At 43.5% G+C, this 20,096-nt stretch carries 22 protein-coding genes, 1 pseudogene and 1 CRISPR repeat array; of the genes and pseudogenes, 7 read left to right on the forward strand and 16 right to left on the reverse strand.

Features of this window, described 5'->3' with window-relative positions:
- The 10 genes and pseudogenes from BUA78_RS12430 to BUA78_RS12475 all read right to left on the reverse strand — a co-directional run.
- Nucleotides 1-277 (reverse strand): transposase (locus tag BUA78_RS12430; RefSeq protein ID WP_139257370.1); only part of this gene is annotated, 277 nt, incomplete at its 3' end.
- A 317-nt stretch (nt 278-594) separates the two neighbouring features.
- A pseudogene (locus BUA78_RS21080) lies at nt 595-681 on the reverse strand (phosphoribosylaminoimidazolesuccinocarboxamide synthase); the annotation flags it as partial.
- 242 nt (nt 682-923) lie between these two features.
- Nucleotides 924-1,755: a CRISPR direct-repeat array (repeat unit 32 nt; unit sequence ATTTAAATCCACGCACTCCTGCAGAGTGCGAC).
- 229 nt (nt 1,756-1,984) lie between these two features.
- Nucleotides 1,985-3,046, reverse strand: a complete 1,062-nt coding sequence (gene recA, locus BUA78_RS12440) for a recombinase RecA (RefSeq protein ID WP_072915005.1) — start codon at nt 3,044-3,046, stop codon at nt 1,985-1,987.
- A gap of 157 nt (nt 3,047-3,203) precedes the next feature.
- Complete coding sequence (locus tag BUA78_RS12445) at nt 3,204-4,805, reverse strand: DEAD/DEAH box helicase (RefSeq protein WP_072915008.1); 1,602 nt, start codon at nt 4,803-4,805, stop codon at nt 3,204-3,206.
- Between the two features lie 26 nt (nt 4,806-4,831).
- Nucleotides 4,832-6,067: a competence/damage-inducible protein A gene (locus BUA78_RS12450; RefSeq protein ID WP_072915010.1), complete on the reverse strand. Its 1,236-nt coding sequence runs from the start codon at nt 6,065-6,067 to the stop codon at nt 4,832-4,834.
- Nucleotides 6,068-6,199: 132 nt separating this feature from the next.
- Nucleotides 6,200-7,684 (reverse strand): AAA family ATPase, encoded by a 1,485-nt coding sequence (locus tag BUA78_RS12455; protein ID WP_072915013.1) that lies wholly within the window; start codon nt 7,682-7,684, stop codon nt 6,200-6,202.
- Nucleotides 7,668-8,234: a hypothetical protein gene (locus BUA78_RS12460; RefSeq protein WP_072915017.1), complete on the reverse strand. Its 567-nt coding sequence runs from the start codon at nt 8,232-8,234 to the stop codon at nt 7,668-7,670. The genes BUA78_RS12455 and BUA78_RS12460 overlap by 17 nt, the downstream gene beginning before the upstream one ends.
- A 200-nt stretch (nt 8,235-8,434) precedes the next feature.
- Nucleotides 8,435-8,980, reverse strand: a complete 546-nt coding sequence (gene pgsA / locus BUA78_RS12465) for a CDP-diacylglycerol--glycerol-3-phosphate 3-phosphatidyltransferase (RefSeq protein ID WP_072915020.1) — start codon at nt 8,978-8,980, stop codon at nt 8,435-8,437.
- Nucleotides 8,977-10,311: a 30S ribosomal protein S12 methylthiotransferase RimO gene (gene rimO, locus BUA78_RS12470; RefSeq protein ID WP_072915022.1), complete on the reverse strand. Its 1,335-nt coding sequence runs from the start codon at nt 10,309-10,311 to the stop codon at nt 8,977-8,979. The genes pgsA and rimO overlap by 4 nt, the downstream gene beginning before the upstream one ends.
- A 111-nt stretch (nt 10,312-10,422) precedes the next feature.
- Nucleotides 10,423-10,923 (reverse strand): YajQ family cyclic di-GMP-binding protein, encoded by a 501-nt coding sequence (locus BUA78_RS12475; protein WP_072915025.1) that lies wholly within the window; start codon nt 10,921-10,923, stop codon nt 10,423-10,425.
- A gap of 111 nt (nt 10,924-11,034) precedes the next feature.
- Here BUA78_RS12475 and BUA78_RS12480 point away from each other — a divergent pair, with 111 nt between their 5' ends.
- The 5 genes from BUA78_RS12480 (at nt 11,035) to BUA78_RS12495 (ending at nt 13,010) form a co-directional block, all read left to right on the forward strand.
- The gene (locus BUA78_RS12480; protein ID WP_072915028.1) at nt 11,035-11,616 is read left to right on the forward strand and encodes a DNA-processing protein DprA; all 582 of its coding nucleotides are present in this window, start codon (nt 11,035-11,037) and stop codon (nt 11,614-11,616) included.
- A 152-nt stretch (nt 11,617-11,768) separates the two neighbouring features.
- Nucleotides 11,769-12,029, forward strand: coding sequence for a hypothetical protein (locus BUA78_RS12485; protein WP_072915031.1), 261 nt, complete (start codon nt 11,769-11,771; stop codon nt 12,027-12,029).
- A gap of 91 nt (nt 12,030-12,120) precedes the next feature.
- On the forward strand, nt 12,121-12,276 hold the full coding sequence (locus tag BUA78_RS20260; RefSeq protein ID WP_175549016.1) for a hypothetical protein: 156 nt from the start codon (nt 12,121-12,123) through the stop codon (nt 12,274-12,276).
- 126 nt (nt 12,277-12,402) lie between these two features.
- The gene (locus BUA78_RS12490; RefSeq protein WP_072915033.1) at nt 12,403-12,585 is read left to right on the forward strand and encodes a hypothetical protein; all 183 of its coding nucleotides are present in this window, start codon (nt 12,403-12,405) and stop codon (nt 12,583-12,585) included.
- 119 nt (nt 12,586-12,704) lie between these two features.
- A complete protein-coding gene (locus BUA78_RS12495) occupies nt 12,705-13,010 on the forward strand; it encodes a hypothetical protein (protein WP_072915036.1) in 306 nt (101 codons plus the stop codon).
- 34 nt (nt 13,011-13,044) lie between these two features.
- On the opposite strand, the gene BUA78_RS12500 is transcribed toward BUA78_RS12495, so the two are convergent.
- From BUA78_RS12500 to BUA78_RS12510, 3 genes are all read right to left on the reverse strand, one after another.
- Nucleotides 13,045-13,797: a helix-turn-helix domain-containing protein gene (locus BUA78_RS12500; protein ID WP_072915038.1), complete on the reverse strand. Its 753-nt coding sequence runs from the start codon at nt 13,795-13,797 to the stop codon at nt 13,045-13,047.
- The gene (mnmH, locus tag BUA78_RS12505) at nt 13,742-14,869 is read right to left on the reverse strand and encodes a tRNA 2-selenouridine(34) synthase MnmH (RefSeq protein WP_072915041.1); all 1,128 of its coding nucleotides are present in this window, start codon (nt 14,867-14,869) and stop codon (nt 13,742-13,744) included. The genes BUA78_RS12500 and mnmH overlap by 56 nt, the downstream gene beginning before the upstream one ends.
- 226 nt (nt 14,870-15,095) lie before the next feature.
- Nucleotides 15,096-17,384, reverse strand: a complete 2,289-nt coding sequence (locus tag BUA78_RS12510; RefSeq protein ID WP_072915044.1) for an FtsK/SpoIIIE family DNA translocase — start codon at nt 17,382-17,384, stop codon at nt 15,096-15,098.
- Nucleotides 17,385-17,516: 132 nt separating this feature from the next.
- On the opposite strand from BUA78_RS12510, the gene BUA78_RS12515 reads away from it, so the two are divergent.
- Together BUA78_RS12515 and BUA78_RS12520 are read left to right on the forward strand one after the other, a co-directional pair.
- The gene (locus BUA78_RS12515; RefSeq protein WP_072915046.1) at nt 17,517-17,729 is read left to right on the forward strand and encodes a hypothetical protein; all 213 of its coding nucleotides are present in this window, start codon (nt 17,517-17,519) and stop codon (nt 17,727-17,729) included.
- A 21-nt stretch (nt 17,730-17,750) separates the two neighbouring features.
- On the forward strand, nt 17,751-18,173 hold the full coding sequence (locus BUA78_RS12520) for a spore coat protein (RefSeq protein WP_072915049.1): 423 nt from the start codon (nt 17,751-17,753) through the stop codon (nt 18,171-18,173).
- Nucleotides 18,174-18,340: 167 nt separating this feature from the next.
- Here the strand turns inward: BUA78_RS12520 and BUA78_RS12525 are convergent, their stop codons facing one another.
- The 3 genes from BUA78_RS12525 to BUA78_RS12535 form a co-directional block, all read right to left on the reverse strand.
- Nucleotides 18,341-18,547 (reverse strand): YlzJ-like family protein, encoded by a 207-nt coding sequence (locus BUA78_RS12525; protein WP_072915051.1) that lies wholly within the window; start codon nt 18,545-18,547, stop codon nt 18,341-18,343.
- Nucleotides 18,544-19,374 carry a ClpP family protease gene (locus tag BUA78_RS12530; RefSeq protein WP_072915052.1) on the reverse strand — a complete coding sequence of 277 codons (831 nt, stop codon included), beginning with the start codon at nt 19,372-19,374 and terminating at the stop codon, nt 18,544-18,546. Before BUA78_RS12530 ends, BUA78_RS12525 begins: the two co-directional genes overlap by 4 nt.
- A gap of 335 nt (nt 19,375-19,709) precedes the next feature.
- Nucleotides 19,710-20,078, reverse strand: a complete 369-nt coding sequence (locus tag BUA78_RS12535; protein WP_072915053.1) for a RidA family protein — start codon at nt 20,076-20,078, stop codon at nt 19,710-19,712.
- Nucleotides 20,079-20,096 lie beyond the last annotated feature (18 nt).

Genomic DNA, 20,096 nt, shown 5'->3' on the forward strand with positions numbered 1-20,096 from the left:
CGGCTGAGAGAAAATTTCGCAGTAATTCATTTTCCATGGTCAAGCGCTTTATGATTTGCGCCTGCGTTTCCGGCTTCATTTTAGGACGACCTTTCGGCAGCGGAGCTGCATGACGAAGTTCCACCTCTTTGCGCAATCCACACCAGCTTTGAATCGCATATCTGCTGATTCCATAAGTTTTACTCAGAGAATTAATGCTAACTCCTTGTCTATATGCCCTAATCACGGTTTCCTTTGTTTCCTCGCTGTATCGTGGCATCCCTTTTTTTCCTGACACGCTAAAACCTCCAATCGTAGTTTCTATCCTACGACTGGAGGCTTTTTCTTTCAATGTCTATTTTTCCTGGTTCACTACAATTTTTAAAGGCTTTCTAGGCTTTTAACTTATTACGGAAGTACTCGTAAATACCTTCTCTTTCTTGATAGCATCTTTGTGGGAAACCCTCCTTTTCCCTCAAGCACCTTGAGGCGGTTGCTTGCAAGAAATGTCAGTTTCCTTCAGCCAATCTGCCATGCTCATCAGAACCTCATCCTCAACCATCAACCCAGTGTAGTCGATGAACATTGTTACGATGCGATTTAGGCGGGAAAGCTCTATGTCGCCCTCTGGTGAAAGTGGGTAGCCTTCTTGGAATTGACCCGATAGCCAACTGTAATGGTGACATCAAGGTTGAAAAAATCAACCTTGCGCTTAAATTATGGCTTCCTTCACTTTGAAATATTTCCTTTTTGGAAACAGTTGATTCGCAATCAAGTTCTTCCGTCATAGATGTTTTTTAAGTTCTTTGCAATTGCCGGAACTTGAACGTCAAATAATTCTGCCATCGCCTTTTGTGTCATCCAGAATGTTTTGTCCTCAAAAGGTGGTCCACTCCTGCAGAGTGCGACACCTTTATGTAGTGAATGCCATCTAAGGTTAATAAATTTAAATCCACGCACTCCTGCAGAGTGCGACGACAACATCATGAAGTAATATATGGTTACGGAGGATTTAAATCCACGCACTCCTGCAGAGTGCGACGGTAAAGATCGAATCGTCCCAGTCTCTCCAAAAATACAATTTAAATCCACGCACTCCTGCAGAGTGCGACACAGATATAAGCAAGACTTGTATGATGCCATATGATTTAAATCCACGCACTCCTGCAGAGTGCGACGTTAGATGAAGTAATGACTGCTGGTACTAACAGAATTTAAATCCACGCACTCCTGCAGAGTGCGACCGTTTGCTGTAGGAATTATAGCATCTATCCAGCCAATTTAAATCCACGCACTCCTGCAGAGTGCGACAAGCAAGTTAACCAGCGTCCTACCCTTAACCCTCGATTTAAATCCACGCACTCCTGCAGAGTGCGACGGGTTCTTCTGACTCGCTGGCGTTCTTCTTCTTTATTTAAATCCACGCACTCCTGCAGAGTGCGACCTTGTTGGTACAGCTCTAAGCTCCATGTAAGCCCATTTAAATCCACGCACTCCTGCAGAGTGCGACATCACCACCTTCCTTCGGTTTACGATGTCAAAAAATTTAAATCCACGCACTCCTGCAGAGTGCGACCGAACTCACGGGATTTTCCTGGAGGTATTATTCAATTTAAATCCACGCACTCCTGCAGAGTGCGACTCGTGTTAGGCGATATGGCTGATATCATCGACGAGATTTAAATCCACGCACTCCTGCAGAGTGCGACGTGAGCAATCTCATATAAGTCATCTAGGTTCACCTATTTAAATCCACGCACTCCTGCAGAGTGCGACAGCGGCATATTGGAATGCCTGATAACAAAGCGTTTTACAGCTTTGTTTTGCGAACCCTATTTTTTAAGGGGTCTTTTATAGACACATTCGGGAAATAAAAGCGCTCAGGCCTTTATATTCCTGCGGTGCGAACCTCCTAGGAAATTGATGTGCACTAAAGGTTCGCACCAGTAATCAGACGCCGCCAGAATTATAAGTTTCTTTAGCGCCGTAGTGCTTTTTGGATGTACTACATACTATCTTCTTCGATCTCGTTTTCTACAGAAGATCCTTCGGTGAAGGGCAGCTCAACATTACCAAGCGCTAGTTTTTCCCGCACTAGACGTTCAATTTCTTGAGCTAGCTCGGGCCGCTCTTTAAATAATTCTTTAGCATTCTCCCGGCCCTGTCCCAATCTCTCCTCGCCATAGGAATACCAGGCTCCACTCTTATTGACAATCTTTAATTCAGTAGCTACATCTAAGAGGCTTCCTTCTTTCGAAATACCTGTACCATACATAATGTCAAACTCTGCCAGTTTAAAAGGAGGGGCCACTTTGTTTTTGACAATTTTCACTTTGGTTCGGCTACCGATAATATCGGTACCCTGCTTTATATTCTCACTCTTACGAACCTCCATACGAACGGAAGCATAGAACTTTAAAGCACGTCCCCCGGTGGTTACTTCCGGTGACCCATAGATAACTCCTACTTTTTCCCGGATTTGGTTAATGAAAATAACGATGGTTTTAGACTTACTAACAACACCTGTGAGCTTACGCAGAGCCTGAGACATCAGCCTGGCGTGCAATCCCACATGGCTGTCACCCATTTCCCCCTCAATTTCGGCCCGAGGAACCAGCGCAGCCACCGAATCCACTACCACCACATCAAGAGCGCCACTGCGAACCAGTGCCTCGCATATTTCCAGGGCCTGCTCCCCTGTGTCCGGTTGTGAAACTAACAGGTTTGCGGTATCTACACCTAACCGCCGGGCATAAACTGGGTCTAGGGCGTGTTCTGCATCAATAAAGGCGGCCATGCCGTTTTTTTTCTGAGCCTCAGCAATTACATGCAAAGCCACGGTGGTTTTACCCGAAGATTCCGGTCCGTAGACCTCTATCACCCGCCCCTGAGGCAGGCCACCTACTCCCAAGGCAATGTCCAACGATAAAGCGCCGGTTGAAATGACCTCGATGTTCAGTTTCGTTGATTCCCCTAATTTCATAATAGACCCTTTACCAAAACTTTTCTCAATGTTTGCCAGGGCTAATTCAAGGGCTTTTTGTTTATCGGGTTGTTTATCGGACATGAAAAAACTCCTTCCACAAAGGTAAACATATGTTCGATTTGCTACCATTATACGGCACATTTGGTCAACCAGTCAATTAAAAAATACCAAAAAGCTGATACAAAAGGGAATGGCGCAAATAACAGTTTTGCGCCATTCCTTTAATTTGCATGATGAATTATTTTCTGGCCCTGGCAGGTTCTACAAACAGCCTGCGACCTTTAAACTGCTGTCTATGCAGACAGCTCATAACGCAATTAGCCCAGTCTTGGGGTACTTCCACAAAACTGAAATTATCATAAATATTAATACTGCCAATCTTATTACCGGGAATACCGGATTCATCTGCCATCAACTTAATAATTTCGGTAACAGAAGTACCATCCTTACGTCCCAGGGTAAAGAAGAGTCGAACCATTCCCGGTCTCGCTCCGGTATTGCCAAAATCAACAGCATTATTAAGTTCCACTTCATCTCTTTCGGGTTCTAAATCCAGGGATAGCTTAAGGGCAGCGGCGGCAATATCCATGGCATCATACTCATCGATCAAGGAATCCACAATAGAACGGTAGTAGCTTAATTTCCCTTCTTCCATAAGATTAAGCAAGCGATCTTTGATTCCTTCCTTTTGCCGCTCCACTACGTCAGCTGCGCTGGGCAAATGTTCTCTTTTAATTCTGCTTTTCGTAATGTTTTCAATCAACCTAAGCTGGCGATACTCCCGAGGATTGATAATGGTAATAGCTACCCCAGATCTGCCCGCCCGTCCGGTGCGTCCTATCCGGTGAACGTAAAATTCGGGGTCTTGGGGAATATCATAGTTGATTACGTGGGAAACGCCCTCAATATCCAGCCCTCGGGCTGCCACATCTGTGGCTACCAACAGTTCTGCATCCCCCGAACGGAACTGGCGCATCACACTATTTCTTTGCTGCTGACTGAGATCACCATGCAGGGGAGCAGCGGTATAACCCCTGGTTTGTAATCCTGCTACCAATTCATCCACACCACGCTTGGTACGGCAGAATACAATTCCCTGGCTAATATCGGTTACGTCCAACAACCTGCACAGCGCCTCTAATTTAAACTTTTCAGGTACTTCATAATATACCTGCTCTATTTGGGGTAATGTTAGATTGGTTTTACTTACCGTTACATATTTTGGACTGGTCATATATTGGCGAGATAATCTAACTATCTCCTCAGGCATGGTAGCAGAGAAAAGCAGCGTCTGGCGTTCCGAAGGAGTATGGCGAAGAATCTCTTCAATATCCTCCACAAAGCCCATATCTAGCATTTCATCGGCTTCATCCAGCACCACTATATTGACCCGATCCACTTTCAAAGTATGTCGTCTCAAATGGTCTAACAGACGGCCGGGAGTTCCCACCACCACCTGGACTCCCTGACGAAGGGTTCTAATTTGGCGATCGATGGATTGTCCGCCGTAAATAGGCACTACCCTGATACGACAGTACCGGCCAATTTTACCAATCTCTTCGGCGACTTGAATAGCCAGTTCCCTGGTAGGGGTAATAATTAGGGTTTGAACATCCCTGTTCCTAAAATCCAATTTCTCAATTATGGGAATACTAAAGGCCGCGGTTTTACCCGTACCAGTCTGAGCCTGACCAATAATATCATGCCCTTCTAATACCTGCGGCACAGCCAACTGCTGAATGGGGGTAGGCTCTTCAAAGCCCATTTCTACGAGTCCTTCGACAATTCTGCGATTAAGTTCTAGTTCACCAAATAATTTTGTTGTTTTAACGTGGTTCATCCAGTTCCTTCTTTCACCATATAAAATTATTTTCCCTGTAAAAAATGCTTCGCCATTTTCAAAGCGGCATTGACAGTGCCGTTACGAATGGCTTTTCGTTCGCCGGGAAAGCGATATTCCCTAAAACATATCCCCGTTGGGGATGATAGAGCAATATAAACCAAACCTACGGGTTTCCCTTCACTGACAGTGGGACCAGCTACACCGGTTACAGCTAAACCAATACTGCAACCCAATTCCCGACGTACCCCCTCTGCCATAGCAATGGCTGTTTGGCGACTTACTGCACCAAATTGAGCCAACATATCGGCGGGCACTCGTAACAGCTTCTCCTTCACCTGATTGTTGTAAGCTACAATCCCACCCATCAAGTAACGAGAAGCACCGGGTATTTCGGATAATCTGGCCTCTAGAAGTCCACCGGTACAGGACTCAGCAACACCGATGGTTAAACCGGCATCCAGCAAGAGTTGACCTACCACTTGCTCAATCTTTTCATCGTCTTCAGCAAAAATATACTGAAACAGTCGGCGGCGCACCTGGTCTGACAGATTATGCACCAAATTAGTCGCTTCTTCCAGGGTAGCACCCTGGCCGGTTATCCGCACTTCTACAACACCCGGTTGTACCAGGAAAGCAATTTCGGGATTGGCCATCCCACATAGGTCATCTATCACTTCCTGGACTGTACTTTCACCAATGCCTGTTAGGTAAAATGTCTTGGAAGTACAGAGGGTTCCCCGGTGAGGCAAGCTGTTTAGGTAAGAAACCACTGATTTTTCAAACATGGTTTCCAATTCCCAAGGGGGTCCCGGTAAGATAATGATCGCTTTTTTATCTTCCTCAACAATTGCCCCCGGAGCAGTTCCTCTGGTGTTGGGCAATATTCTGGCCCCTTCTGGAAAGTAAGCCTGTTTGGTATTGTTGTCAGGCATTTCCATGCCCCGGTTGGCAAAATGATCTCGAATGGCTACCAATGAAGCTTCATCCAGCTTCATGTCCAGTTCTAATACCTCTGCCACTGTTTCTTTTGTTAAGTCATCAATTGTCGGTCCCAAACCACCGGTAATAAAGATAAGGTCAGCTCGTTCCAGTGCCTGCAGCAGAACCAGACCCATACGGCCCCAATAATCTCCCACTGTAGTGTGCTGTATAACTTCGATGCCCATATCCGTTAGACGCCTTCCTAAATATTGGGCATGGGAATTTAATACCTCTCCAACCAGCAATTCGGTACCTGTAAAGATAATTTCTGCCTGCACAATAAATACCCTCACTTCTGGTTTATAGCTACCATATATTTTTATTCGCCGATACCATTGTTTTCCCTTTCATAAAATAGAAAAAAGAGACCATTTAACTAGTCTCTTTTATAATTTCCATTATTTCACAAATTATGCAGCGTTTTGACCAGACAGTAAGGCTCTAAATTCTTCACCAGAGATTTTTTCTTTTTCTAGCAAGACGGCCATCGTAACAGTCAAGAATTCTTTATGGTTGTTCATATACTCTACAACACGCTCTTCTTGTCCATTGATAATTTCCGAAACCACCGTATGCTTCATCTCCCCGGGGAGATGCTCCAAACTTACCACCCCTAGTCTGGACATACCGGATTTAATGATGGTTTCTGCGGTTTGCAAAGCCTTTTCGTAGTCATTGGAAGCACCCGTACTACGATTGCTATATACCACCTCTTCAGCCACCGCTCCGGCCAGCATGATGGAAATCTGGTTTTCCAAATAGTCTCTGGTGTATAAATAGATGTCATCTTCCGGGTTCTGCCTCATATAGCCAAGGGCACCACCCCTGGATGTAACTGTTAAAGTAGATACTGATCCTGGCCGAACCAATTCACTAATCAGAGCATGACCAATTTCGTGAACTGCCACCCGCTTCAATTCTTCCGGGTTGGGGCGGCGATCCAGCTTTTCACCCATAATTACTTTATCAATGGCCTCATGAAAATGGCGATAATAGATTTGTTTTTCTTCTTCCCGCATAGCCAAAATAGCCGCTTCATTGGCTAAACTTTCCAGATGAGCTCCAGAAAAGCCAAAGGTTTCTTTAGCAATTTGCGTAAGATCCACATCTTCAGCCAAAGGTTTATTTCTTGTATGGAGTTTTAAAATTTCAAAACGACCCACTTTATCAGGTAAATCCACCTTTACCTGACGGTCAAAACGTCCCGGTCGCAACAATGCTGGGTCCATCATATCCACACGGTTGGTAGCCGCCATAATTAAAAGTCGGACATTATCATCCACTTTCAATCCATCCATCTCCACCAACAAAGCATTGAGAGTTTGGTCATACTCCATATGGCTGGAGTTAGAGCCTCGTTTAGTAGCCAATACCTCAATCTCATCAATAAAGATAATGGCACTTCTTTTCTTTTGTTTATTGGCAGTTTCTCGTGCACTTTGAAACAACTTACGTACCCGCTGGGCACCAACACCCGCGTACATTTCCACGAAATCAGAACCGCTGGCGGATACAAATACCGAATCAGTATAGCTGGCAGCAGCCCTAGCCATTAAGGTTTTTCCGGTACCTGGAGGCCCCGTCATGAGAATTCCTTTTAAAGGGCGAATACCTAAGTTTTGAATTTTTTGATGGTTCCTGATAAAATCCAATGCTTCTTTCAGTTCTTTAATAGCAGAACCTTGTCCACCAATATCGTCAAAGTTAATTTCTTGTTTTCTCGGTATAGGGGATGAATTACCAAAACCAGACTTCACCATACCTTTCGTGTTGGCCAGATAATAAAGGGCTCCACCAAAGATGGCCAAGAAGAGAAGTGGTGTTAAATCATACCCTGCCACAAGACCAAAGACCAGTAATGCTGCCAGTAAACCCAAACTAATTTCCTTGAGCAATTTTGCCACCTCCTTGGGAAGTCAACTCAGCAAAATCCTGTCTGGGAATTACTTTATGCAGGTAATGACCATCTTTTTTCGTTAACTGAATATAGATATTATTTTGATCCACATAGACCTTGCTCTCGGCCCCTTGTTTATGGGCGGCTTGCTCTACCCTTGCGGCAACCTCGGGAAAATTGCCCGTAACCTGAGCCTGATAAATTACGTGGTGACTATCATAAAAAACCTCTTCCAAAGAAGCATCTGATTGGCTAATCAATTCCAATTGAAAGAGTTTTTTACCCATTACTTGATTGATTAGCTCTTGCAGTTCTTGATAGGCTGACATTAAGTTTTTTGTGTCTTTCACTAATTTAATTTTAACCATTGCCACAGGTTTACCCTGGTCAATTTTAAACTCTTCCACCAGTTTGTCTTCGGCCAAAGCTTTGTTTAACGGCTGTTGAAAGTTATATTCTTGATAGGCCCACTGGCCCCCAAAGGCAATAGCCAGTCCAAAAACAAAAGCTAACAAAACAATTGGCAGCTTAAGGCCGCTCCACTGCATGGCCATCATCCTTTCCAGGTTTAGTACTGATCAAACGCTATATCATTATACCATGATCGTATATACGATTCTTTATGAAACAAATGGAAATAAAAAATAGAAAAACTTGGCTTACTTACCTGCTTGCTTGTGACCTTTAGGTTATGACCTAAGAATGCAAATACAAAAAAAATCAGGATGTCGAAACGACTTCCTGATTTTTAATACTCACCTTTTTTTAATAAATGCCAACCTTTAGAGATATAGTCTGCACCGGACCAGATGGTAAAGAATACAGCCACGGCCATGGCCGCCCTGCCTATCTCAACACCAAGCAGTTGAAAGGTAAGATTATGTAAAAACATCGCCACAATGGCTACAATTTGTGTTACCGTTTTCCATTTACCTAGGGTGCTGGCAGATATCACTACTCCTTCAGTGGCAGCAATGGCTCTTAACCCCGTAACCATAAACTCCCGGCCAATAATAATAACTGCCACCCAAGCAGAAATTTTTCCTAACTCTACCAAAACAATCAGAGCAGAGGATACCAATAGCTTATCTGCCAGGGGATCCATAAACTTGCCCAAGGTAGTTACTTGTTTATTCTTCCTGGCAAAATAGCCATCCAAGCCATCAGTACTGGCAGCTAACACAAACACACCCGCAGCAATAATATCTCCATATTTAATTTTTAATGTGACAACTGCCAGAAAAACAGGTATTAAAAACATCCTGGCCAATGTCAACCGGTTGGGCAAGTTCATTGGGCCAACTCTCCCATCAAATCATACTCCAAGGCCCTGTTAATTTTTACAATAACCAAGTCACCCGGCTGCAGATTTCTTGGGCTGGTAAATTCCACAGTGCCATCGATTTCGGGGGCGTCATAGACGGAACGGCCGGCATAAACCATCTTAGCAGCATCGATTACTTCTTCTACTAAAACTTCTACCTTTTCACCAATACGCTGTTGATTACGCCGAAGAGAAATCTCCCTTTGCAAAACCATGGCGCGATGATAACGTTCCTTCTTAATTTCCTCAGGAATCTGATCTGCCATTTCTGCAGCAGGGGTTCCCTCTTCCTGAGAATAGGTAAACACCCCGGCCCGATCAAATTGGACTTCTTCCATAAACTTTAAGAGCTCAGCAAATTCCTGTTCGGTTTCTCCGGGAAAACCTACAATAAAGGAAGTGCGGATAACAATACCCGGTATCTCACGTCGTAATTCTTCTATTAGCTCCCGGGCTTGCTGCTGATTTACCGGACGTTTCATGGCTTTTAATATCCCATCTGCCCCGTGCTGCATAGGCAAATCAATATATCTGCAAACATTAGGCGTTTGAGAAATTACTTCAATAAGCTCCTTGGTAAAACGATTCGGGTAGCAATACAACAGGCGTATCCACTTTAGTCCTTCAATGGGACCAAGTCTTTTGAGAAGTTCCGCTAATCGATATTCACCATACAAGTCCAGGCCATATCGAGTGGTATCCTGGGCTATTAAGATAATTTCCTTGACACCCTGTCCAACTAGTTTCCTAACTTCTGCTTCCACCGATTCCAGTGGTCTACTGCGAAAAGCACCTCGGATATCAGGGATGGCACAATAAGCACAACGATTGTCGCAGCCTTCCGCAATTTTTACGTAAGCGGTATAAGAAGGAGTACTCAAAAGTCGTGGTGCATGTTCATCATAAATGTAAAGGGGTTCATTAATGTGAGACTTTCTTTGCTTATCAACCAGAGAGCTTTGAATAATCTCCACGATACTGCTGATTTGGCCCGGTCCCACCAAGGCATCAATTTCCGGTATTTCCTCCAGCAACTCTTTGTGGTAACGTTGGGCTAAACAACCAGTGACAATTAAAGCCTGGCATTTACCGGTTTCCTTTTGTTGAGCCAGTTCAAAGATGTGCCGAATGGATTCTTCCTTGGCTGATTCAATAAAACCACAAGTATTAACAATTAGTATCTCTGCATCAGCTTCCTGATGGGTTATCTGAAAATTGGCATCCCGTAGCATGCCCAGCATAACTTCGGAATCTACCAGGTTTTTCGGGCAGCCTAAACTGATCAATCCTACTGTTGGCATGGCGCACCCTTTCGTATAACAATATTTTTAATTAGTATAAAACAGCCTATGATTCATGTCTAGAAAAAATAAAAGGGAATTATTTGTCATGACCCGTATGTGTATCGTACCTTAAAAAGTTCTATAATTCGTAAATTCTATAGGTATATTTAAATCCATTCCTTTTACTACAGCCATGGCCGACTGCAAATCGTCTCGGTTTTTCCCGGACACCCTTACCTGATCTCCTTGTACCGAAGCCTGAACTTTCACTTTACTATCTTTAATGGCTTTAACAATTTTTTTGGCAATATCCTGCTCAATACCTTGTACTAAAGTAACTACCTGACGAACGGTATCCCCAGCTGCTGATTCGATTTTACCATAGCGTAGAGCTTTTAAATTTACCCCACGTTTCACGAGTTTTCCTTCTAAAATATCAATGACGTTTTTTAATTTAAAATCATCATCACTATGTAAAGTGATCTCCGGTTTCCCATCAAAGACAATTTTACTTTTACTACCTTTAAAATCGAATCTGCCTTCGATTTCTTTCTCCGCTTGATGCACAGCATTTAGTATCTCCTGCATGTCCACCCGACTAACTATATCAAAACTGTTTTCTTTTGCCATTTTCACAATCCTCCCTTGGATTAACTCATATAACAATAAATTATACCATAATGGTTAATGTTGTCAAAAATTTTACATCATTTTGCTATAATTAACTAGGAGGCAAATGACATGTTACATTATCTTGGCGAATTCCCTATAGAACAAAAGATTATTGCTATTATTGGTCCACGTCGGCCCAGCTGTGATGATAGCAGTGAAGAAATGCAGCAGCACCGGCGGGACTGTACCATGGCCTATGAACTGGCCCGACAAGCGGCAAAAAAGGGGCTCGTCGTTTTATCCGGCCTAGCCACTGGAATTGATACGGCAGCCCATCTAGGCTGCCTCGATGAAGGTGGCTTAACCATTGCCGTGGTTCCCTTCGGGTTGGCAGCACCTGTCTACCCCCCAGAGAATTTGCCACTATATACAAGAATCTTGGACGGTGGAGGTTGTATTGTCAGCCAATTTAAACCGGATCAATCGGCTGTCAAATGGTCCTTTGTCGCCAGAAATAAAACACAAGCTCTGCTAGCCCATAAGGTTCTGGTCGTAGCCACCTTTCCACCCCATGGCTTGATTACCGGCGGCACTAAACACTGTGCCTATTGGGCAAGAAAAATGGCCAAACCGCTCTACCACTATCGAGAAGTAGCCGGAAAATACCTTGTTTTTCAAAATGAAGAGGTTTTTATAGATTCTTTTAGGTAATCTTTCCCACCTGAAAAGCCCGCTTCCATTGAAGTGGGTTTATTATTTTTAGACCTGAGAGATAATAATAACGTTTAAAAGTTTTTTGTGAATATTATTGCAATTATAATCAATCTTTTATATGATAGCAAAAATGTGAAAGGAGAATGCCGATGCTATCCGTACGTAGACTATCATTGGAAGAAATCATCAACCTGGAATGGTTGGCTATGCTGGTAGACCAGGTTTTAGAGCATAATCATTATTCCGTTCCCTTAGAGGAAAAACACGTAAAAATGATCCAATTAGCCGTTAACGGTTCCCTGGACCTTGAAACCATCGCCAGTTACATCGTGGACTATCTCTCCCCCGAGGCAATCAATTTCCAATATCAATATAGAGTATCAATGGACACGGAGGAAGACGCCGTTTAAAGCTGTTGCTTTAGTCTCTTTAGGGTAAGCATCTTGGCCTGTCCAGGTAAATATGATATACTGAGCCAAAAAAGATGGGTTGTGGTTTGGCATGAAAAATCTCAACTGGCGGTTCTACGCAAGTAGTGCTGGCTTCCTAATGATTGGTCTTAGTATATTTTTCCCCCAACAATCCTGGCTCATTATTTTGGGGGCTATTGTTTTTGCCATTGGCATGATTCGAAAACCGAAAAAACGCAAAGGTTAATTGTATGGCTTTCGCAAATACTCGGGGTACCGGGTATTTTTATTTTAGTGATACTTAATCTTATGAGTAAAAAAATTAAATTAAGGTAAACTAACATCAAATCACATCTAAAGGTAGGCGATTATCATGCGAAACAACACTTGGCGGTATCCAAATACAGGCTTTTGGGTAGTCCATGCTGCTTCCCTAGCAGCCCTAGGCTTTTTTGCTTTTAAGGCAATGGATGGCAAATGTAATACTTACCCGGAAAACCACGCTTTGGCTGACAAAATGTCCCAAATGAAAGAACCGCAGTCGGATCATTTTTAGTTTGCCTTAAGCAGATCAGAAGGTTTTATACTTTTAAATTTATTAGAAAAAACCCGACCAACATCCGGTCGGGTTTTTCAGGTATAATAGGGTTAAAATAATTACCGAGGTGATTCATAATGCATATTCTTTGGCTTATTATGGGCCTTTTAGGGGCTATTTGGGTCTTTTGGGATACACGTAAACAGGGCTACACCAGGGAATCCAGTGTTCGCTGGGCTATCGGTACATTCCTGGTACCCGCTGCAGTAATCCCTTTTTATTTAATGCAAAGCACCCTTAGAAACAAATTCCGTCGCTCTCACCCCACTGGTCCCAGAGATGTCACCTCAAACATTTCTCTAAAGTGTCCTTGGTGCGGTGAATTCTACCAGGGAAATCCCGAACACTGTCCGCATTGTAAAAAAGAACTTAAACAAGACTAAGAAGCCAGTGCATTTCACACTGGCTCTTTTTTATCTACCCTTGGGTCAGATTAGGCTCCTCACCCACAGTAAAGGTTTTTTTCTCTACCTTACCCACTGCTCCCAAGCGTCCTAAATCCTTACCATTTACACTTACTTCCACCGCTCCGGCATTTCCTACATGCAAAAAGATCCTTTGTTCTGCTTGAAAATCCTTCATTTGTCCCGGTTCTAACGTACCGCTAAAGATTGTATTGCCATCAGCCTCAACTCGCATCCAGCTTGGATCGTCACTAACCTTCAACACCACTCGTACTCCTTGCACTGGCTGAGGTACTGTGTCCTTTGGAGTATTATTATTTTCCGGCGTGGACGATTGCCCTGCCGGTTCCTGTTGCACCGTTTGAGGAATATCCGGTTTGTTATCTTCCGCTCGCTTATCAGTATTATAAAGGGCATTAAAGGCCAGTAGGGCTACCACTGCAGCACCTGCTGCCAGATACCGCCACTTCTTGCCGCCTCCTGCCACGGGCTCCCGTTCAATCTCCTTGCTCTCAACAACAACCGGCGGCGGGGCATTATTAGCCATCAAATTATATTCCATCATAATGTCTTCTGTGTCCAGTTCCAGATACTTAGCATAGGTTCTTAGGAAAGCCTTAGCATAAACCGGACCCGGCAAGACATCAAATTGATCCTCTTCTAACGCCTTGAGGTACTTAGCTCTAATCTTTGTGGCTTCTTCCAAGTACTCAAAAGTATACTCTTTCTTCATCCGCGCATTCTTCAGAGTTTCCCCTATTGGCATCATCTTCACCTCCATTGTCCACAGGTTTACCATATTCCGGCAATAACCTTATCCACTCATTTATCGTCGCAGTTGCCCTATCCAGGTCATCACAATTTACAGATAGGTTATAATTATCACTAGGTTCGTCTGGATACTTATAAAGGGGATCATAGTAATGAACCAACAAATGCGGAATTACCTCTGTAAATCTTTTTTCTGCTATTTTTTGATTTAATTCTTCCACCATTTTATTGCCTAGTGATTTTTTAAGTAAGCTTGTACTATACTGGAGGCTTTCAATATTGGAGTCCGGACCAGAGGTATAATCCTCAATAATACGTTCTACCCGTTTCTGCATAGATGCATAAAGCAAGATACGATATCCCTTAGTCATGGAATCCATAACCGCTGGAGGCACAATTAGTTTGCCCACCCGACGGCTTTCACACTCCACCAGAATAATACCTTTTCTTTCCGCACCAGATAAAATTTCGACAATGTTAGCTTCAAAATCCTTTTGACTGGGAGAGGCTGGCAAACCAATTTTTCCGTAAGCCGAACCACGATGCCTGGCAATTCCCTCCAGGTCCAGCACCGGCAAACCAAGATGTTGTAGTTTTTTCAAGATAAGTGTCTTCCCGACTCCGGTCAAACCATGTAACACAATACTTTTATGCGGAATACTTGGTTTGTCTAGATAACGATTGATAAGACGCCGATAGGCTTTATAACCACCCTGTATTCTTGCAGCCTTAAGTCCAAGCATATTTAAAATTGAGGTGGTATATTTACTGCGCATCCCACCACGCCAACAGTATAGAACAATATCTTTATCTTGACCCAGACTACTTATTTTATTGTATAATGCTGATAATTTAGGACCAGCGATTTCTAAACCCAAGTATTTTGCTTCTTCGGTCCCTATTTGTTTATAAGTGGTACCTACTTGGGCTCTCTCTTCGTTATTAAAAAGCGGTATGTTTACAGCACCGGGTATGGAACCCTCTGCAAATTCTGCTTCCGAACGAACGTCCACAATACGTACATTTGTTAGTTTTAATGCATCTTCTATTGATATAATTTTTTCCATAATAGACTTCCTTGCTGCCTTCTATTCTCGACTTGTCTTCATTTTCCTGCTGGGCTTTGAGCAAAATCGATATCATTATGATTATGATTTCGCGCCTTGTACGGTCAAATTCTTGCATATTTTATGTTTTTCTTCAATATTACTAAACCCATAGCACCGCCAGTATAGCATGAATCGACAAAAATGGTCAACTTATGTAAGTTTGACCATTTATATAGTAGAATAATCAACTCATTTTACCTTTAAAGGTTTGCAAATATTGTTCCATAGTCATTAAAATTGCTCTGGGCTTACTTCCTTCATAGCCACCGACAATTCCTTTCTTTTCCATAATATCAATTAAGCGGGCAGCTCGGGCATAGCCAATGTGTAACCGCCGCTGCAGCATGGAAATAGACGCATGACCTGTTTCAATCAAGATTCTTACCGCTTCTGGTAAAAGTTCATCCTCTGCTTCCTGTTCTTCCTGTTCCTTGGGTTCCTCTTTGGCAACGGTATCATCATAAGTAGGTTCCGCTTGTTTCTTTAAAAAAGTTACCAAATCTTCTACTTCTCGGTCAGACAGGAAAGCCCCTTGTACCCGGAGCGGCTTAGAAGCGCCTACGGGAAAGAATAACATATCCCCTTTCCCTAATAATTTCTCTGCACCAGCCATATCCAAGATGGTTCGTGAATCAACTTGGGAAGATACTGCAAAGGAAACCCTTGATGGTATGTTCGCTTTAATCAAACCGGTGATAACATCTACCGAGGGTCGCTGGGTTGCTACCACTAAGTGGATTCCTGCCGCCCGGGCCATTTGAGCTAAGCGACAGATGGCATCCTCCACATCTGCAGGTGCTACCATCATTAAGTCAGCTAACTCATCGATGATTACCACCATTAACGGCAATTTGCTTTGTCCCACCCCAGGTTCCTTTTCATTAAACAACCCATTATACCTGGTAATATCTCGTACGCCGGCCTTAGCAAATAATTCGTAACGTCTTTCCATTTCCCGCACTGCCCACCGCAAGGTGGTAGCAGCCTTTTTAGGGTTGGTAACCACTGGGGACACCAGGTGGGGAATACCATTATAGGTAGCTAATTCTACCATTTTCGGATCAATCATTAAGAACTTAACTTCATCCGGTGTCGACTTAAAAAGAATCGAAGAAATCAACGTATTAATACAAACACTTTTTCCCGCACCAGTTGCTCCAGCAATGAGTAAGTGTGGCATTTTGGTAAGGTCTGCCATGATAGGTGTGCCAGCTATATCTTTTCCCAGTGCTACGGTTAAACGAGAGGGAGCCGAGATAAACTCTTGCGATTCCAGAAGATCTCGGATATGCACCATGGAGATTTCCCGGTTAGGAACTTCTATCCCTACCGCAGCTTTGCCGGGAATCGGAGCTTCAATTCGCACATCAGGTGCTGCCATGGACAGGGCTATATCATCCGCCAGACTGACAATCCGGCTTACTTTAACACCTGCCGGCGGCTGAATTTCATACCTGGTAATAGCGGGTCCTCGGGAAACTTGGGTAACCTTTGCTTTAATACCAAAATTCTCTAGGGTTTCCTCTAATTTAGCAATATTGTCTGTAATATCTTTAGCCGTAGATATATTTTTTGTGTTTTTTATGGGTTTTGCAAGCAATGTCAGGGGTGGCAATTTAAAATTAGATACATCATTCAAAGATAACTGTGAGTAGGAAGTAGATTTCTCTTCTTCAAAATCCTGAGTCGAAGTCAACTGGGTATTTTCCTTTTTAGTAGTTTTGAAATTAAAGGTTAAATTAATGGGGCCAGTTTCCTCTAAATTGTTCTTTTCCTGAATCTCATCAAAGGACGTGTCCGCAGCAGTAAATGGCAGGTCTTCCGCATCACTATTGATAATAACCGGCGATATTTTAGTCAGGTTCTTTGATTTGTCGAGTTCAAGTTCCTCCACTTCCGTAAATAAAAAATCGTTGAGACGCTTGCCGGTGCCGGAAAAACATTCTTTAGCTCGACTGGTTGTTTTCTGTGCCAGTACTGCCATAGAAACATTGGTCATTAACAAAATTGCCACCACTCCGGTAGAGCATAACAAAATATAAGTACCGACACTACCAAAGGATTGCAAAAGCAAAAAGGCTAATAAGGAACCAACCAGGCCGCCTCCTCGACTGGCTGTTGCCTGATCTGTAACCGTCATTAGTATTTCAAGAAAGGTTGATTGTAATGGAACCATTAAGCTTAAGACGATAAGGGTAATAAAAAACAACAGAACTGCCCCGTAAGCCTTGATATTTACGGGGGTCTTACTCCGATCTATGATGAGTTTTATGCCAAAGAGACCCAGAAATATCATTAACACAACCCCACCCAGGGTTCCAAACAAACTCTTCAGCACCCGTCCTACAAAACCACCAATGGCTCCCAGCGGTGTATCGGCAAAACTAATCAGCCCCAGAACTGCAATGGAGAGAAGAATAATGCCGAATATTTCATATTTTAAATCATCCCTTAATTTTTTTAGTAAATCCAAGTCGGGCACCTCCCCTTACTATATACTACAGAAATTTCCAAAATCCTTTTATTGGATACCTGTCCATGTATAAAGCCTTGAAATAGTAACATATTAACTATGAATGTCACATTTAAAAGGAGGTTTCACCTTATGCCACATGCTACCGGCAAAATTACCGCCAGGGAACTTATCGACTTACAGTCACATCTGATGTTGGAAAGCACCTTGGTAGGGCAGTTCAATCATTTTGCCCGAGAATGCACAGATCCGCAATTCGGTCAATTATGCCAAAATTTAGCCCATAGCCGTATGGATTGTTTGCAAAAACTGGCACAGCACACCAACATTGCCCCCATTCAATAATCTAAGACAGGAGGTCATCAAATGTATCAGGATCAAGTAACCGATAAAAATTTATGTCTGGCGGTTATTAATCAGCTAAAATGGAGTGCTACCTGTCTGACTGGAAAAATTTTAGAGTGTGCCGATGAACAACTTAGACAGGATTATATGCAATTGCTCAACCGTACCTTTGCTGAGCAAAAACAAGCCTTCGACCTTGCCCACCAACGTGGCTGGTATCAACCCATGATGGCAGATCAGCAAATGATTGGCCAGGTACAAGGTGACACGCAAAAACTTATGATGGAACAGCAGCAAAGCATGGGTCCTATGCACCAAATGGCACAGTATCAAGGTATTCAAACACCGCAAGGGTTAAATAACTATCAGCAAAGCTTTACCAACCCGAATCTGCAAAGTCAGTCCATTTATGTTGGCGGCGGACAACCCTATTATTCCCGCTAAACAGAGAGAGTGTCGCAAAACTACTGCGACACTCTTTTTTGTAGTAGAGGCGAACTTCGTTTGTCCGAATGAACTACCTGCAGGGCTACAAAGTGCTGTATCAAAATAGCGGACGACCACAGGTCGCCAACATCAGTTTAATTGTACAACAGCCACTTTTGTTTCTATTATGTAAGTAACCCCGGATATACCTCCTGTTTTAGGAAATGGGCAGGGTCTGTACTATTGATGCGCACCACTCTTTTCTGACCATTCTCCACCTTTTCCAGTAAAACAGGAATACCTGCCACCTCTCCAGCCTCGTAATTAGGATATACATTGTCATCCAGGCCTTGTAATACTTGTTCCGGTAGCATTGGTGTCCATAAAATCACTGTAGCATACACCTCTCTTGACCTTTACGTTCCTCGATAAGTTGCTTCAGTTTACAGAGAGCCTGGCCAATGCCCCCTACCTCATCGATCAAACCGTATTCAACGGCATCTTTACCAATCACTACTGTGCCAATATCCCTTGCTAGTTCCCCGGTACGGAACATCAACTCACGGAATTGTTGATCGGAAACCCTAGAATGTTCAGTGACAAAGCGAATAACACGATCTTGCATTTTGTCCAGATAGTCATAGGTCTGGGGAACCCCAATAACCAATCCATTTAAGCGAATGGGATGAATGGTCATGGAAGCTGTGGGTGCAATGAAACTACGATTACCGGAAACTGCAATGGGTACACCAATGCTATGTCCACCACCTAACACCAGGGTAACGGTGGGCTTGGTCATGGTGGCTACCACTTCGGCAATGGCCAAACCGGCCTCCACATCTCCGCCAACGGTATTTAAGATCAGTAATACCCCTTCTATACTATCGTCCTGCTCAATGCCCACTAATTGTGGAATAATATGCTCATATTTCGTGGTCTTGTTTTGCTGGGGCAGAATAATATGGCCTTCTATTTGCCCAACAATGGTAACACAATGAATGTTACTCTTTATCGTTTCCGGCATCGTAGGGGTTCCCAGTTCCTTGATATTTTCCAGTGTTCCTTTGGCCTGACCCGTTACCCTTTTCGGAGCTGCGGCAGGATTTGGGTTGGCTCCGGGCAGGTTGGGGGGTGAAGTCGGTGGTTGCAGCGGGTTGGGATTTACCGTATTAGGGTTATAGGGCACTCCCGGGTCATTATTGTAAAAATGTGGGTTCATCAGAGTCACTCCTTGGTATTATTTAAACACTATCATTAGTATGCATTGATAGCATTACCATAATGTATGAAATTTAAAAACTGTCTAGGCTTGTGGGGTATACAATACTTCCTAGGGCGATCTATATAAAAAGGGGGCGTTCCCATTAATCGATGTTGTGAATTGACCGAAGGCCGACGGCCAATGGTTATGGTTATCTTTTCCCTGGCAAATGGCAAAAAGGGAGAGATGTAAAAATAGTTTTACACCACTCCCCTTAGGTTGTTGACAAAGCTAAAGGTTATAGGAACAAGTACCCTGCAGTAAGGGATTATCTAGTAAGCAATGATGATTTCTTACAGCTCGGCAATTGCTTCAATTTCGCAAAGTACGCCTTTGGGCAACTCCTTTACAGCAACGCAGCTGCGGGCAGGCTTCGAGATAAAATACCGCGCGTATACTTCGTTAAAGGCTGCAAAGTCGGCCATATCCGCCAAAAAGCAGGTTGTTTTGACGACGTTTGCAAAGCCGCTGCCAGCAGCCTCCAACAGAGCACCCACGTTTTGGCAGCTCTGTTCTGCTTGCGCTGAAATGCCTTCAGGTACTTCGCCGTTGGCGGGATTTACCGGGATCTGGCCGGAGGTATACACCATACCATTGCTGATGAACCCTTGCGAATAGGGGCCAATGGCGCCGGGGGCATTAGACGTTTTAATCTCCTTCATAGTTATCTCCTCCATCAC

Origin of the sequence: Desulforamulus aeronauticus DSM 10349 (assembly GCF_900142375.1) — a bacterium.
GTDB classification, from domain to species: domain Bacteria; phylum Bacillota; class Desulfotomaculia; order Desulfotomaculales; family Desulfotomaculaceae; genus Desulfotomaculum; species Desulfotomaculum aeronauticum.

Coding starts and splice junctions, on each gene's coding strand:
- BUA78_RS12445 (WP_072915008.1), bottom strand. CDS start 4,805: ATGAACCACGTTAAAACAACAAAATTATTTGGTGAACTAGAACTTAAT.
- BUA78_RS12485 (WP_072915031.1), top strand. CDS start 11,769: ATGCTATCCGTACGTAGACTATCATTGGAAGAAATCATCAACCTGGAA.
- BUA78_RS12535 (WP_072915053.1), bottom strand. CDS start 20,078: ATGAAGGAGATTAAAACGTCTAATGCCCCCGGCGCCATTGGCCCCTAT.
- rimO (WP_072915022.1), bottom strand. CDS start 10,311: ATGCCAACAGTAGGATTGATCAGTTTAGGCTGCCCGAAAAACCTGGTA.
- BUA78_RS12515 (WP_072915046.1), top strand. CDS start 17,517: ATGCCACATGCTACCGGCAAAATTACCGCCAGGGAACTTATCGACTTA.
- BUA78_RS20260 (WP_175549016.1), top strand. CDS start 12,121: ATGAAAAATCTCAACTGGCGGTTCTACGCAAGTAGTGCTGGCTTCCTA.
- BUA78_RS12500 (WP_072915038.1), bottom strand. CDS start 13,797: ATGCCAATAGGGGAAACTCTGAAGAATGCGCGGATGAAGAAAGAGTAT.
- BUA78_RS12480 (WP_072915028.1), top strand. CDS start 11,035: ATGTTACATTATCTTGGCGAATTCCCTATAGAACAAAAGATTATTGCT.
- BUA78_RS12530 (WP_072915052.1), bottom strand. CDS start 19,374: ATGAACCCACATTTTTACAATAATGACCCGGGAGTGCCCTATAACCCT.
- BUA78_RS12495 (WP_072915036.1), top strand. CDS start 12,705: ATGCATATTCTTTGGCTTATTATGGGCCTTTTAGGGGCTATTTGGGTC.
- BUA78_RS12460 (WP_072915017.1), bottom strand. CDS start 8,234: ATGCAGTGGAGCGGCCTTAAGCTGCCAATTGTTTTGTTAGCTTTTGTT.
- BUA78_RS12475 (WP_072915025.1), bottom strand. CDS start 10,923: ATGGCAAAAGAAAACAGTTTTGATATAGTTAGTCGGGTGGACATGCAG.
- recA (WP_072915005.1), bottom strand. CDS start 3,046: ATGTCCGATAAACAACCCGATAAACAAAAAGCCCTTGAATTAGCCCTG.
- BUA78_RS12490 (WP_072915033.1), top strand. CDS start 12,403: ATGCGAAACAACACTTGGCGGTATCCAAATACAGGCTTTTGGGTAGTC.
- mnmH (WP_072915041.1), bottom strand. CDS start 14,869: ATGGAAAAAATTATATCAATAGAAGATGCATTAAAACTAACAAATGTA.
- pgsA (WP_072915020.1), bottom strand. CDS start 8,980: ATGAACTTGCCCAACCGGTTGACATTGGCCAGGATGTTTTTAATACCT.
- BUA78_RS12520 (WP_072915049.1), top strand. CDS start 17,751: ATGTATCAGGATCAAGTAACCGATAAAAATTTATGTCTGGCGGTTATT.